The 14,064-nt window shown below is 53.6% G+C and carries 14 protein-coding genes, 1 other RNA gene and 2 pseudogenes; 9 read left to right on the top strand and 8 right to left on the bottom strand.

Annotation, left to right across the window (positions count from 1 at the left end; translation table 11 throughout):
* Positions 1–229 (top strand): integrase core domain-containing protein (locus CINSTRO3249_RS06070; RefSeq protein ID WP_143146879.1); only part of this gene is annotated, 229 nt, incomplete at its 5' end.
* A gap of 565 nt (positions 230–794) precedes the next feature.
* Here CINSTRO3249_RS06070 and CINSTRO3249_RS06065 read toward each other — a convergent pair.
* Together CINSTRO3249_RS06065 and CINSTRO3249_RS06060 are read right to left on the bottom strand one after the other, a co-directional pair.
* On the bottom strand, positions 795–1,400 hold the full coding sequence (locus tag CINSTRO3249_RS06065) for a lytic polysaccharide monooxygenase auxiliary activity family 9 protein (protein WP_074012593.1): 606 nt from the start codon (positions 1,398–1,400) through the stop codon (positions 795–797).
* A gap of 537 nt (positions 1,401–1,937) precedes the next feature.
* Positions 1,938–2,673: pseudogene (locus tag CINSTRO3249_RS06060) on the bottom strand (tRNA1(Val) (adenine(37)-N6)-methyltransferase).
* 114 nt (positions 2,674–2,787) lie between these two features.
* Here CINSTRO3249_RS06060 and srmB point away from each other — a divergent pair.
* Positions 2,788–4,131 carry an ATP-dependent RNA helicase SrmB gene (gene srmB / locus CINSTRO3249_RS06055; RefSeq protein ID WP_074012589.1) on the top strand — a complete coding sequence of 448 codons (1,344 nt, stop codon included), beginning with the start codon at positions 2,788–2,790 and terminating at the stop codon, positions 4,129–4,131.
* Between the two features lie 699 nt (positions 4,132–4,830).
* On the opposite strand, the gene grcA is transcribed toward srmB, so the two are convergent.
* Positions 4,831–5,214 (bottom strand): autonomous glycyl radical cofactor GrcA, encoded by a 384-nt coding sequence (gene grcA, locus CINSTRO3249_RS06050; RefSeq protein ID WP_074012588.1) that lies wholly within the window; start codon positions 5,212–5,214, stop codon positions 4,831–4,833.
* 318 nt (positions 5,215–5,532) lie between these two features.
* Here grcA and ung point away from each other — a divergent pair, with 318 nt between their 5' ends.
* The gene (gene ung / locus CINSTRO3249_RS06045) at positions 5,533–6,216 is read left to right on the top strand and encodes a uracil-DNA glycosylase (RefSeq protein WP_074012587.1); all 684 of its coding nucleotides are present in this window, start codon (positions 5,533–5,535) and stop codon (positions 6,214–6,216) included.
* 249 nt (positions 6,217–6,465) lie between these two features.
* On the opposite strand, the gene grpE is transcribed toward ung, so the two are convergent.
* Positions 6,466–7,053 carry a nucleotide exchange factor GrpE gene (gene grpE / locus CINSTRO3249_RS06040; RefSeq protein ID WP_074012592.1) on the bottom strand — a complete coding sequence of 196 codons (588 nt, stop codon included), beginning with the start codon at positions 7,051–7,053 and terminating at the stop codon, positions 6,466–6,468.
* Between the two features lie 124 nt (positions 7,054–7,177).
* Here grpE and nadK point away from each other — a divergent pair, with 124 nt between their 5' ends.
* The 3 genes from nadK to bamE all read left to right on the top strand — a co-directional run bounded on the left by nadK (position 7,178) and on the right by bamE (position 10,272).
* Entirely contained in the window at positions 7,178–8,056 is an 879-nt protein-coding gene (nadK, locus tag CINSTRO3249_RS06035) for an NAD(+) kinase (protein WP_074012591.1), read from the top strand.
* A gap of 87 nt (positions 8,057–8,143) precedes the next feature.
* Complete coding sequence (gene recN / locus CINSTRO3249_RS06030) at positions 8,144–9,805, top strand: DNA repair protein RecN (protein WP_074012586.1); 1,662 nt, start codon at positions 8,144–8,146, stop codon at positions 9,803–9,805.
* Positions 9,806–9,918: 113 nt separating this feature from the next.
* The gene (bamE, locus tag CINSTRO3249_RS06025; RefSeq protein ID WP_074012590.1) at positions 9,919–10,272 is read left to right on the top strand and encodes an outer membrane protein assembly factor BamE; all 354 of its coding nucleotides are present in this window, start codon (positions 9,919–9,921) and stop codon (positions 10,270–10,272) included.
* Between the two features lie 90 nt (positions 10,273–10,362).
* Here bamE and CINSTRO3249_RS06020 read toward each other — a convergent pair whose 3' ends face one another.
* Together CINSTRO3249_RS06020 and CINSTRO3249_RS06015 are read right to left on the bottom strand one after the other, a co-directional pair.
* Positions 10,363–10,647 carry an RnfH family protein gene (locus CINSTRO3249_RS06020; RefSeq protein ID WP_074012585.1) on the bottom strand — a complete coding sequence of 95 codons (285 nt, stop codon included), beginning with the start codon at positions 10,645–10,647 and terminating at the stop codon, positions 10,363–10,365.
* Positions 10,640–11,074: an SRPBCC family protein gene (locus CINSTRO3249_RS06015; protein ID WP_074012584.1), complete on the bottom strand. Its 435-nt coding sequence runs from the start codon at positions 11,072–11,074 to the stop codon at positions 10,640–10,642. Before CINSTRO3249_RS06015 ends, CINSTRO3249_RS06020 begins: the two co-directional genes overlap by 8 nt.
* Positions 11,075–11,233: 159 nt before the next feature.
* Between CINSTRO3249_RS06015 and smpB the strand changes: the two genes are divergently transcribed.
* From smpB to CINSTRO3249_RS16455, 3 genes are all read left to right on the top strand, one after another.
* Entirely contained in the window at positions 11,234–11,716 is a 483-nt protein-coding gene (smpB, locus tag CINSTRO3249_RS06010; protein ID WP_074012583.1) for an SsrA-binding protein SmpB, read from the top strand.
* Positions 11,717–11,761: 45 nt separating this feature from the next.
* Positions 11,762–12,147: a transfer-messenger RNA gene (ssrA, locus tag CINSTRO3249_RS06005) on the top strand.
* A gap of 239 nt (positions 12,148–12,386) precedes the next feature.
* A complete protein-coding gene (locus CINSTRO3249_RS16455; RefSeq protein ID WP_125933128.1) occupies positions 12,387–12,614 on the top strand; it encodes a helix-turn-helix transcriptional regulator in 228 nt (75 codons plus the stop codon).
* Here CINSTRO3249_RS16455 and CINSTRO3249_RS05995 read toward each other — a convergent pair.
* Positions 12,589–12,687: pseudogene (locus CINSTRO3249_RS05995) on the bottom strand (IS1 family transposase); the annotation flags it as partial. The gene CINSTRO3249_RS16455 and the pseudogene CINSTRO3249_RS05995 sit on opposite strands and share 26 nt — an antisense overlap.
* 17 nt (positions 12,688–12,704) lie before the next feature.
* Positions 12,705–14,064: flagellar biosynthesis protein FlhF (locus CINSTRO3249_RS05990; protein WP_254304262.1), on the bottom strand; the 1,360-nt coding region annotated here is incomplete at its 5' end.

Below are 14,064 nucleotides of genomic sequence, written 5' to 3'. Positions count from 1 at the left end.
CGGCGACTCCTACGATAATGCGATGGCAGAGAGTATCAACGGGTTGTACAAAACGGAGGTTATCCACCGCGGGAGCTGGAAAAACCGGACGGAAGTGGAGTTGGCCACGCTGGACTGGGTGGACTGGTACAACAACAGAAGGCTGCTCGGGCGGCTGGGTTACATCCCTCCTACTGAAGCCGAAATGAACTATTACGCTTTGCAATTAGCATCAGAGGAAGCGGCGTAGTATTGCCAAAATTACTCTCTAATAAACTCGGGGTTATTCATTTAGCTCGCTTAGTGCCGGAAAAACCCCGCCTCGCTTCATTGAACACGCTTAGTGCCAGAAAAACGCTTCCTCGCTTTATTTAACACGCCTAGTGCCGGGAAAACGCCGCCTCGCTTCATTTATCACGCTTAGTCCCAGAAAAACGCCGCCTCGCTTCATTGAGCACGCTTAATGCCAGAATGGATGATGGCAGAGCATATCTGGTGTGATAACAAACGTGACATAAAATAATAAGGCCAGCCGTAATAATACCCTCTCTTGGCGTTGATGCTATTCTCCCTCTTTCCCGCTTAGCTACCTGAGAGGCTATTTTCCTGCTGAAGGCCTGGATGGGGTGACGCGCTCGCCCTTACATCTCTGGTGACCTTAACGGATAATTTAATTAAATGACAATTTAATAACGTTAATTACGGCGGTATGCGTGGTCAGAGAAACAATGTTTAAAATAGCTTCCTGCGCATACCGACACGGACGAGGTGATCATGGCCTTAAATTAAAAGCCAGTAATAATGGAAAATCATAATCAGACAAAATTAACATCGACGACTTGATAAAAGGCCCTGGCGGTGTTGGCAATTTCCCATACGCCAAGAATGACATGGTAGCCCTTCTTGTTGGGCATTTGAACTTTATGTACCGTCCCGTCGGCACTTGGCGTCAATTCATTAGCATGTTCCCAATGCGGCTGCCACGGATTTTGCACCATGAAAAAGGGCTCTTGCTCAAACTGGGCGCGGCTCAAGGGTTCATTAGGGTTCCAGCCATCCTTGGTGATAAAATAATTCCAACGTCGTGTGGCATGTGTCGCGCTATAGTTCCAGGTAAAATCCACCACGGAATTGGCTTTTATTTCATTCTTTTCCCAACGGTCTTCACCGTATTCATCAAGTTTGAGCGGTTCAGTGGTAGTGCCGCCATCCGTGAAACCGGCACTGGCAATCTGGCCATCATTTGGCGGCAGGGCATTACGTTCATCACTCGGGGCGAATTTATCGGCTAAACCCGCCTGCGTTGCGGGGAAGAACTTTCCACTCTCTAACGCATTTGCCCACCATTGTCCCATTTTTTCAGACCGAGACTCCGGGAAAGTAATGCGACCGTGTCTAAGCATAGGTTTATCTTTATCCATAATTAACCTCACTGTTTAGTTAAATAAATGACTTTATTTTTAGACGGCTTATTAACGTCTTTCTATGGGGCCAAATCATAATGCCGTTATGAAGACATAAAAAACATCAAGCCCATGCCTATTCCATGACCACAGGACTGGCGGCGACTGCCTGCGCACATAACATCCCGATTGTCACCAAAGAATACTACCCCCCACTTCTTGCTATATTTCACTTTCAGCCGCAGTGAGCTTGACGGCATAACACCGGTATGGCAATCATTCACGCCCGCGCTGTCTGAAAGAGGGCACTTCTCTCATGGAAGGGAAAATAACAATGGAGGGACATTGAAGATGGAGAGACATTATACAGCGTGTCCACGCGTATTATTTTCGCAATAGGTCAGGATCATCGATAGGGCGGATGAAATACTCATATTAATAATGTTCAGGTATCAAATGAGCATGGGAATACGGTTCCTGCCCATAGTTTAGGCGCAGGAACAGGTTTGTAACTGCGCAGCTGCCACGCACCTGCAACCCAAAACGGCTCGGCGATTAAAACGCCAGATAAAAATCACCCGCCAGGGCGCGAAACGCCGGCGTCCAGGCGCCCGACGGGTCGCGTAACGTCAGCGTATCGTGAATTAACGGCATCGGCCGGCGCGTCAAGGCCAGCAGCAACCGGTGCGGGGGCAAATCTGCTCTGCCGCTGACATCGGTGCGCCGCTGTAGCCACCAGCCCTGTGCCAACGCGCGGGCAATGAGCGCCTCGCCGGCGGCATACGGCAGGATAAGCGCCAGCGTACCATCCGCGTCCAGCAGCGCGGCGGCGGCGGTCAGCAGCGCTTGATGGCTCAGGCTGCGGGTATAACGTGCCCGCTCGCGCGCCGGGGTAGCGCAGGCCGGCCCCGCGTCAAAATAGGGCGGATTGCTGACGATCATTTTATAGCGCCGCGACACCCTGTCGGCATAGGCGCAGATATCGCCCTCGACCGCGCACAGGGAGGTTGCCCAAGGGCTGGCGGTAAAATTGTCCCGCGCCTGACGGCAGGCGTCCGGGTCCAAATCGACAGCATCAGTCGAAATAGCGCCATGCATGCGCTGCGCCAGCATCAGCGCCACCAGGCCGCTGCCGGTGCCGATATCCAGCGCCCTGCCCGCCTCAATGACCGGCGCCCAGCAGCACGCCATCGGTGCCGACTTTCATTGCGCATCGATCGTGGGCGACAAAAAACTGTTTAAAGGTAAATCCGTCCCGCCGCAGCGGTTTTGTGACGGCCGTGGGTAGCATATTCGTGTGGCTCCTGCAGGCGTATACCGCTACTTTAAAATAAACTGACGCGCACAAACAGATGAAGATTACGTGGGATCCGTCTATAATCTGCGCCCCAACCAGAGGTAGCCCATGACTGTAACCCAATTTATCGAACTCGAGCTTCACGAAGACCTGCTCGCCGCCCTAAGCGACAAAGGCTTTGAACGCCCCACCGCCATTCAGGCTGAAGCCATTCCGGCGGCCATGGCCGGACGTGATGTTTTGGGTTCGGCGCCGACCGGCACCGGCAAAACCGCCGCTTACCTGCTGCCGGTATTGCAGCATCTCCTTGATTTCCCTCGCAAGAAATCCGGTCCGCCGCGAGTATTGATCGTCACCCCTACCCGCGAGCTGGCGATGCAGGTAGCGGAACAGGCCAAACAGCTGGCCGCCCACACCCACCTGGACATCGCCACTATCACCGGCGGCGTGGCGTATATGAATCATGCCGAAGTGTTTAGCGAGAATCAGGATATCGTGGTGGCCACTACCGGTCGCCTGCTGCAGTATATCAAGGAAGAAAATTTTGACTGTCGGGCGGTAGAAACGCTAATTCTGGACGAGGCGGATCGCATGCTGGATATGGGGTTCGCCCAGGACGTCGAGCAGATTGCCGCCGAAACCCGCTGGCGCAAGCAAACGCTATTGTTTTCGGCCACGCTGGAAGGGAGCGCGGTCAAGGATTTTGCCGAACGTCTGCTTAACGATCCGGTGGAAATCGACGCCTCGCCCTCGCGTCGCGAACGCAAAAAAATCGTGCAATGGTATTATCGCGCCGACGATGTGACGCATAAAACCGCCTTGCTTTGCCACCTGCTCAAACAGCCCGAGGTCAGTAAAACGATTGTTTTCGTCCGCAAACGCGAGCGGCTGCATGAGCTGGTAGGCTGGCTGCGTGATGCCGGCATCCCCTCATGTTATCTGGAAGGGGAGCTGGTCCAGGCCAAACGCAATGAAGCCATCAAGCGTATGAGCGATGGCCGGATGAACGTCCTGGTGGCAACGGATGTTGCGGCCCGCGGTCTGGATATCGAGGACATCAGCCATGTCATTAATTTCGACCTCCCCGCGACGGCGGATGTCTACCTGCATCGGATAGGCCGCACCGCCCGCGCCGGCCGCAAAGGCTGCGCCATTTCGCTGGTGGAAGCGCACGATCATTTGCTGTTGGGAAAAATCAGTCGTTACCTTAATGAACCGTTAAAGGCACGCACGATAGATGAACTGCGCCCTACCACACGCGCACCGGCTGAAAAAATGAGCGGCAAGCCGTCGAAAAAGGTGCTGGCGAAGCGCAAAGAAAAGAAAGAACAGGCGCAGACCAAAGGCAAAATCAAGGTGCGTTTGCGCGATAAAAAGAACATCGGCAAACGCCGGGTGCCCAAAGCGGCGCCGGATGCGACAAGCGTAACCAAGCCGGAAAGCGACGCTTAAGCCAGCGCGTGACAGGCTGCGATGGCATGCTGATAAAAACAGCAACGTCCCATTAAACGCGGCGCGGAAGCAGGGTTTTCTGTTGGTAAAAGCCGCGCTTTCGCGCGGTTAGCGTCATGTGTGCCGCCTACGTGTTATTAACCGTTAGCGAAAAGTAATCGGCATGTTGCTGACACGATGCATAAAATTAAATGACTTTGTTTTTTAATGAATTAACTGCCACCGTCCCCAGGCACGTTAGGTGCTCACTTTTGCCCCAGCGAGACGATTTTATCTCAGGCATGGGCCATGGTAAGCACAATGAAACAGGTCCTTTTAGCGCTTATCCGCGTCTCTTAATGCCTGATGTCGCTTAAGGCTGTCAGCTTTCAGCCCGGACCGCCGCCAACCCTAATACTTCGTCCCGCGCCAACACCGCGCCTTCGCCACCCGTCTCCCTCCTGCCGCATAGGTGCCGACACCCCTGTCCCCGTGCAGACCCCTGTCCCTTTGCTGCGTGCAGCCGTTATGTCCCCTGCCCTTTTGCTGCGTGCTGACGCCAGGGCCACCCGACCCCCTTTGGCCCACACGGATGCCACGGCCCCGCCATCGTGTTCGCTCTACCTGCGCGGACGCCGTGGGCCATGAGCACGCGTTGGTACTCGTGGGCTAGCCATAAAAAAAGGGGCCAGAGGCCCCCTTGCGCATGAAGAGCGGAGATTACAAACTTTCGGTGAAAGTACGGGTGATAACATCCCGCTGCTGCTCAGGCGTAAGTGAATTGAAGCGTACCGCATAGCCCGAAACGCGAATAGTAAGCTGCGGATATTTTTCCGGATTCGCGACCGCGTCTTCCAGCGTCTCACGGCTCAGCACGTTGACATTCAGGTGCTGCCCGCCCTCAACACGCACCACTTCCTTCTGCTCTAGCGGAATTTCACGGTAGTCGAATTTGCCCAGTTCCTGCAGGGAAACCAACTGGTCGTCGGCGTAACCGGCAACGGCGACCAGGCAGCGGGCTTGTTTATTAGCCTCATCCAGCAGCCAGAATGAGTTTACCAGCGCTTCGTTTTCAGCCTCGGTAATTTGTGTTCCGATAATCATAGATGCCTCCGTGGTATGGGTTCCATACGGCGTCCAGACGCATGCCGTTTATCATTTAGCCTGCCTGGACATTTGGTAAGACCAATTTCTAAAACTGATTATACACCCGCCAACCGGGGCCGATACTTTGATTTAAATCAATCTCTCGCGGAAAGTGGCGACATTCCTGACCAAACTTATTGATTTAAGTCAATTTTGAAATGCACTCAACCCTACTGGTTTGGCGATTTTTTCCGGCTTCGGACGGCGGGAAAACGTTTAACCCGCGGTGATAAAACGTTAAGCTTAGACCAGATCGTCACTATCATGGAGCGTAACATGACGCAAATGCTCACCTGGCGCGATGCTCTCGCGCAGGAAAAAACTCTGCCCTATTTTCAGGAAACGCTGGCATTTGTCGCCAGAGAGCGGGCGGCGGGAATGACCATCTACCCGCCCGCCAAAGATGTCTTCAACGCTTTTCGCTTCACGGAACTGAATGCGGTGAAAGTGGTGATCCTCGGCCAGGATCCTTATCATGGCCCCAATCAGGCCCACGGCCTGTCTTTTTCGGTCAAACCAGGCGTACCCGCCCCGCCCTCGCTGGTCAATATCTATAAAGAACTGGCCAGCGACATTCCCGGCTTTGTTATCCCGAATCATGGTTGTCTGCAGAGCTGGGCGCAACAGGGCGTGATGCTACTCAATACGGTATTGACAGTGGAAGCGGGCAAAGCGCATTCCCACGCCAGTCTGGGCTGGGAGACCTTTACCGACAAGGTCATCAAGGTGCTCAACGCGCAGCGTGAAGGCATCGTTTTTCTCCTGTGGGGCTCCCACGCCCAGAAAAAAGGCACGATTATCGACCCCAAACGTCACCATGTGCTTAAAGCGCCGCATCCCTCGCCCCTGTCTGCCCATCGCGGCTTTCTTGGCTGCCGCCATTTCTCTAAAGCCAATGCCCTATTGGTTCAGCAAGGCCAACAACCGATTGATTGGGCGCCAACGCTGCCGGTGGCGTAACGGCGCAGCATCCTGCGTGCACGCCTTACAGAGCAAAAAGAGGGATAGACGCAGGTGCGGGCAGAGTGGCATAAAACGCGGACGGTCTTTCGGGCCTGAAATCGACAACGGTGAAACGCGGGCGGGGGTGGCAACGTAACACCCGCGCAGAGGTCGTGGTGGCCGGTCGTTAGCCTTTGGCACTCCGCTATGCAGCGACGGCGGCGATCGGTGTGGTTTCTCCCGCCGCTGGCGGCGGGAGGGAAAACCTCAGCTTTTGGCTTTCGATACCGCAACCATCGCCGGGCGAATAAGTCGGCCATTAAGGGTGTAGCCTTTTTGCATCACCATCATCACGTGGTTGGGCTCGTGCTCGTCGGACTCCAGCATCGTCATCGCCTGGTGTACTTCGGGATTGAACGGCACATGGGTTTCCCCCACAACATCCAGGCCAAACTTGCGTACCGCATCCAGCAAAGATTTGAGCGTCAGTTCGATGCCCTCAATCGTAGACGCCAGCTCGGCGTTGGTTTTATCCGACATATCCAGCGCGCGCTCTAAATTATCAATGACCGGCAGCAGTTCACCGGCGAAACGTTCCAGGGCAAATTTATGCGCCTTCTCGACATCCTGCTCACTGCGGCGACGCACGTTCTCCATTTCCGCCTTGGCGCGCAGCACGCTATCGCGCTCGCGTTGTTGCGCCTGGCTTAGCGCCGCTTCCAATTCGGCAATACGTTCATCTCGCGGATCCACAACGTCAACCGTCTCAGGCGCCGCTTCCGCTTGCTGCCCTTGTTCAATTTCAATTTCTTGTGAGACTTGCTCGTCAGGGGTGTTCTGTTCTTTACTACTCATCATGAGTTTTCTCCGCGGTTCAGCATTATTCTCGCTCGTCCGGTTATTATGGGGATGAATAGCGGGGATTCAAGGGATGACGCATAATGAAGCTTGCAAAAATACGCCGGGGATCAGCAATCAAATGACTAGCACTTTTCAGACTATCGGCATCGTCGGCCATCCGCGTCACCCCAATGCGCTGGCCACGCATGAGACGCTGTACCACTGGCTGAATGAAAAAGGGTACCACGTTATCATGGAACATCAGATCGCCCGCGATCTGGCGTTACACGAAGCCATTACCGGCAGTTTGGCCGATATCGGCCAGCAGGCCGATCTGGCGATCGTGGTCGGCGGCGATGGCAACATGCTGGGCGCGGCACGCATTTTGGCGCGCTACGATATCAAGGTCATTGGTATCAACCGTGGCAATCTCGGCTTTTTGACCGACCTCGATCCCGACTCGGCGCTGGCGCAATTATCCGACGTGCTGGCGGGTCACTTTCGCAGCGAAAAACGCTTTTTGCTGGAAGCCCAGGTTTGCCGGGGCGATGTATGCGGCCGATTAAGCAGCGCCATTAACGAGGTGGTGCTGCATCCCGGCAAGGTGGCGCACATGATCGAGTTCGAGGTTTACATTGATGATACCTTTGCCTTTTCCCAGCGCTCCGACGGCCTCATCATCGCCACGCCGACCGGATCCACGGCGTACTCCCTGTCCGCCGGCGGTCCGATACTGACCCCGCTGGTGGATGCCATTGCCTTGGTGCCGATGTTTCCGCATACCCTCTCCTCACGCCCGCTGGTGATTAACGGCAGCAGCACGATACGCCTGAAATTTTCCCAACTGGCACCGGATCTGGAAATCAGCTGCGACAGTCAGATAGCGCTGCCAATCCAGGAAGGTGAAGAGATCTTTATCCGCCGCAGCGACTATTATCTCGATTTGATACATCCCAATGATTACAATTATTTCAATACGTTAAGTAGTAAATTAGGCTGGTCGAAAAAATTATTCTGAATTTTGCCTGTCACCACTTTACTGTATAAAAAACTAGTTTATACTGTGGTTAACCACAGTAGTTTGTTTTTATACAGGAAGGCAACTATGCTGGCTCAATTGACCATTGCCAATTTCGCCATTGTGCGCGCGTTAACGATTGATTTTCAGTCGGGGATGAGCGTGATTACCGGTGAGACTGGCGCGGGGAAATCCATTGCGATCGATGCGCTCGGTCTGTGTCTCGGCGGCCGTTCCGAGGTCAGCATGGTACGGCCCGAGGCCGCCAGGGCGGATATTTGCGCGCGTTTTTTACTCAATGATACCCCCTTGGCCGCCCGCTGGCTGGCGGATAACGCGCTTGATAACGGCAATGAATGCCTGATGCGCCGCGTGGTAAGCCAGGATGGCCGCTCACGCGGTTTTATCAACGGTACGCCGGTGCCGCTGTCACAGCTGCGTGAGCTGGGCCAGTTCCTGATTCAAATTCACGGTCAACACGCCCACCAGCTGATGCTGCGCCCCGATCACCAAAAGCGCCTGCTGGACGCCTACGCCGGTGAGAAAGACCTCCAGCAGGCCATGGCGGCCGCCTACCGCCAATGGCATCAAAGCTGCCTGGATCTCGCCAGCGCGCGCCAGCAAGCCGCCGAACGCGACGCCAGGCGCGAGCTGCTGCAGTATCAATTAAAAGAGTTGAATGATTTCGCGCCGGTTGCGGACGAATACGAGCAGATTGATCAAGAGTACAAGCGGCTAGCAAACAGCGGGCAGCTGATTACCGCCACCCAGCAAACGCTGGAGCTTTTGAGCGAAGGCGACGAGGCCAATCTGCTCAGCCAGCTGCACACCGCCCGGCAGGTGATGAGCGAGCTGGTTACGCTGGATGCATCCCTCTCCGACGTGATGACGCTGCTGGAGGATGCCGCTATCCAGCTTACCGAAGCCAGCAATGAGCTGCGCCATTACGGCGATCGTATCGATCTTGATCCCGGTCGCCTGCATGAACTGGAGCAACGCCTGTCGCGCCAAATCAGTCTGGCGCGTAAGCATCATGTGAAACCGGAAGCCCTGGCGCAGCACCATCAGCAGCTCCTGCAAGAGCAAGAGGCGATAATACAGCACGACGCCAGCGCCGGCGCGCTGGCCGAGGCGGTCGAACGCCACCACCTGCAAGCGATGGAGCTTGCCCGCCAGCTCCACCAGCGCCGCGCTGAGCACGCCACCAGCCTGGCCGGCCATATCACCCTCAGCATGCACGAGCTATCCTTGCCGCACGGTAAGCTGGCCATTGATGTGCATTTCCAGCCCGAACAGCTTAACGCCGACGGCGCCGATCGCGTGGAGTTCATGGTGACCACCAACCCCGGCCAGCCGCTACAGCCGCTGGCGAAAGTGGCCTCCGGCGGCGAGCTGTCCCGCATTGCGCTGGCGATACAGGTTATTACCGCCCGCCAAATGGACACGCCGGCGCTGATCTTTGACGAAGTCGACGTAGGCATCAGCGGGCCGACGGCCGCAATCGTGGGCAAAATGCTGCGTCAGTTGGGTGAGTCCACCCAGGTGATGTGCGTGACGCATTTGCCGCAGGTAGCCGGATTCGGGCATCATCACTTTTTCGTCAGTAAAAATACCGACGGCAGCGCCACCGAAACGCAGATGCTGGCGCTGGATAAAAAAGCCCGACTGCAGGAGCTGGCCCGCCTGCTAGGCGGCAGCGAAGTCACAAAAAATACGCTGGCGAACGCCAGGGAGCTGCTTGCCGCTTAGAAAAGCCCAACTTTTTTCTCATCCTGCGGTCATAGATGGGCCTTGCAGAGGTTCCCAACGCCGGCAAGGTCTATTATCATCGGCATCCTATGCCCAAAAGGAATGTGATTATTATGAGCTGTAAGACGTTGACTGCTGCTGCTGTCGTTATGCTGATGTTTACCGCCGGTTGCTCCGTGTTCGAGAGAGTGGTTTATCGTCCCGACATCAATCAGGGCAATTATCTGACCGCAGCTGACGTCGCCAAAATCCACACCGGCATGACCAAGCAGCAGGTGGCCTATACCCTTGGCACTTCAATGATGAAGGATCCGTTCGGCTCGAACACCTGGTATTACATTTTCCGCCGTGAACCGGGCCATGAAGCGGTCTCGCAGCAAACGCTGACGCTGACCTTTAACAGCAGCGACATCCTGACGCATATTGACAACAAACCGACGCTCGAAGGCCCCAGCACCAGTCAATAAGTGGCGTTACCCGCTACTATGGCGGCGTGAAGGTTGACCTGTATAAGGTCTGGGATCGCCTGCCGTTGCGCAGGCAGGGGGCGGCGGCGGTTATTTCCGCGTGCGTTCCGCGCGCTGACGGCGCAATTCCTTGGGGTCGATAAGCAACGGCCGGTAGATCTCCACCCGGTCGCCGTCACTGAGTGTATCGTCCAATTTGGCGGGCCGGCTGAAGATGCCCACTTTATTCACGTTGAGATCGATATCCTGTCGCATAGCCAGAAGACCCGAGGCGCGAATCGCCTGCTCCAGGGTACTCCCCTCCTCCAGCACCAGCTGGCGCAGATACTGGCGCTCCGGCAGGGCGTAAACGACCTCGACCCGGATGTCAGGCATGGTAAACCTCTTTGGCCCGGCGGGTGAACGCCATGACCATGCTGTTCGCCATCTCCTTGAAAATACGCCCAAACGCCAGCTCAATCAGCTTGTTCTTGAATTCAAAATCGAGATGGAATTCGACCTTGCTGGCCTCTTCGCTAAGGGGGATGAAACGCCAATCGCCGGCAAAGGAGCTGAAGGGGCCTTCCACCAAGCGCATCACAATGCTTTGATTTTCAGTGATAACATTGCGGGTGGTGAAGGATTTGCTGATGCCCGCTTTTGAGACATTCATCTCTGCGGTCAGTTCGCTGCCGTTCTTTTCAAGCACCCGACTGGCGGTACAGCCTGGAATGAATTCTGGATAAGCGCTGATATCATTCACCAAGGCGAACATCTGCTCTGCGCTGTAAGGAACCAGCGCGGAGCGCGTAATATGAGGCATAATCTTTCCTGTCTTTATCGATTCACCCTAATATTATCATTTATCTCCAACGAGACAAAAAGACCGTTACGTGCGCTATGCCACGTCTGTGATCAAAAGCCCGTACGCCTTAGAGGAAAGCTTTTCTTCCCCGAGGTTAACTGTATAATATTGCGCACTATGACAAAGAAAAAAGCACACAAACCCGGTTCAGCTACCATTGCGCAAAACAAACGCGCCCGACACGAATACTTTATAGAACAGGAGTTCGAGGCGGGACTCTCGCTGCAGGGATGGGAAGTGAAATCGTTACGCGCCGGCAAAGCGAACATCAGCGACAGCTATGTGCTGCTCAAAGATGGCGAAGCCTACCTTTTTGGCGCCACCTTCCAACCATTGACGGTGGCCTCTTCGCATGTGGTCTGTGACCCGATGCGAACCCGCAAGCTTTTACTCAATAAGCGTGAACTGGATTCACTGTTTGGCCGCGTTAACCGTGAAGGCTACACCGTTGTGGCGCTCTCGCTGTATTGGAAAAACGCGTGGGTGAAAGTGAAAATCGGCGTGGCCAAAGGTAAAAAAGAGTACGATAAACGGACAGATATCAAAGAACGCGAATGGCAGTTGGATAAGGCACGCATCATGAAGCATGCCGGCCGATAGCGTTGCCTTGCCACTGCAAGTTTGCTATAATGAAATTAACAACTTGGGGCTGATCCTGGACTCGACGGGATTTGCGAAACCTAAGGTGCATGCCGAGGTGGGGTTGGCCTCGTAAAAAAGCCTCAAAAAAAATAATTGCAAACGACTCGCAATTCGAATCTGAAACTGCTTTAGCAGCCTAATCAGCTTAATAACCTGAAGATTCCCTCTCTCCCTAGCCTCCGCTCTTAGGACGGGGATCAAGAGAGGTCAAACCCAAAAGAGATCGCGTGGATGTCCTGCCTGGGGCTGAAGCGTTAAAACCAATCAGGCTAGTTTGTTAGTGGCGTGTCCGTCCGCAGCTGACAGGTGAATGTAAAGACTGGACTAAGCATGTAGTGCCGAAGGCGTAGAAATTCCGGACGCGGGTTCAAATCCCGCCAGCTCCACCAAATTCTCCATCGGTGATTACCAGAGTCATCCGATGAAGTCCTAAGAGCCCGCACAGCGCAAGCCCTGCGGGCTTTTTTGTGTCTGTAACCTCCCGCGACTGTCGATTCGCCTAAATCAAGAGAAAATCGGTACACGTTTAGGTACAGGCTATAATGTGGGTCAGCACCATTTATTATGCGAAAACGTTCTCCTATGTTTCCATTATGGACTTATTTGATGATATTAAACCTTCGGTGGTTTGCCTCCCCCCCCTAATGATCTTTTTACTAAAAGAGAATTGAAAATTATTATTTATACGATAAGGAAACTATCCGCAAAAGAAATAGCGCCTAAGTTAGGTATTCCACATAGAACTGTAGAGAATAAAAGGTTGAGGTTTTATGCCAAAGCAGACGTCTGTTTTCTCAAAGGACTTATTAATTATTGGGTAATGACTCCAATTAGTAGAACATGTGTTTTTCGATGAAGGCTCCGATGACTTTTTCGTGGATCTCGACAGAGCGCGAGAAGCAAATCGTTTTACGCGCCAGTCGTTTAATGCATAGGTATCTACACATCAGGGAGGAGGCTTAAGAGCAACTCTCGCTAAATGAGTAAGTTCTTCCAGACTATATTCCGATAATAATTTTAGTGTATTCAACAAGATGGATAGGCCAGCGAGCAGAGCAGGAGCGCTCTCTCTGCGGCCTCGCTTTTGCTGTCGTCCTGACAAGCGACATATCAGCTGGCGGGCTGCCGCATTTTCTTCTCCTTCAGCGCGTTGCAGCCGCCATACCAGAACAGCAGCCATACTGGCTATTAACAACCTGCGTAGTACGGCTGGCGCGCTGCGCTGAAGCCATGTTTCTACGTCATGTCCGGCACCTTTCAGCAACTTAAAAAATGATTCAATATTCCAGCGCCAGTAATACCAACGAGCTACTTCCTCGCAGGTGATCTCGCTGCAAACGTTTGTAAGCAGCGTCCAGCGTCCCACCACATTACCGAGATCATCCGTAAGCCGAACAACAACCAATCTGACCGTCAGAGGCTCTCCAGGTTGGATTTTTATGCGGCGGCCGGTTTCTTTATCTTTACGCTTCTGCTGCGCAGCTCGGGTTATGACTATCGAGGTTTCACTGATTTCCATATCAGCTTTTTTCCCTTTCCAGTCTACCTGTCCGCATCCGTTGTATGGCAGAAGAGCAGCAATCTCACCAATTTTCAATGAATTACCTTGCCACTCTGCACCATGTCCTTCTTTTCCTCGGATAAGCCAGCATATTCCTTGAGTACTCAACGTCCGCATATGTCCAATAGAGTCACCCTCTCTATCAATTATATGAATCAGCTTTTTACCTATATTAAGCGATTCCACACGGGCAATATCGGTCGTCAAGGCGTCCATATGTGTCTGCCGTTCGGACAGTCCTTCCGCCAACGTTGAATGACAACCGGTTGCATCGGTAAGTGTCTGAGATAGAGGCGCTATTGGCAAACCCGTGCCAGCATCAACCAGCAAGCTGCTTTGAAGTTCATATCCAACATCGCCACCGTGCGTCATTTTTAAGCGTCCGTATTTGGCATGATGGTAAAGAAATTGTAAACGTGACCAATCATGAACAACGAGAGCGTATGGATGCGGGCTAAGCGAAATTTGCTCAAGTGCTAGCGAAATAATTGGCTCATTGAGTTGACTGAAGCTAATTCGCTTATTATTCAGAAAACGCCAGACAGCTTGGGTAGTTGCGAAAGTTGATTTTTGAGCACTTGCGAGGTCTTTAACCGCAGAAGCAAGAAGAGCCGCGGGCGTCATATGCTGTTTAACCAGCGTCTGATATCGGCGGGTAAGGCGAGAGTCAATCCCGCCAACAGATAGGTTGAAATCATTCTGCAAAGTAATAACAGGTATCACGATAAATGTGTAGATACCTATG

The sequence above is a fragment of the Candidatus Sodalis sp. SoCistrobi genome (genome assembly GCF_900143145.1).
Classification (GTDB): domain Bacteria; phylum Pseudomonadota; class Gammaproteobacteria; order Enterobacterales; family Enterobacteriaceae; genus SoCistrobi.
This window is presented reverse-complemented; position numbering and strand designations above follow the sequence as displayed.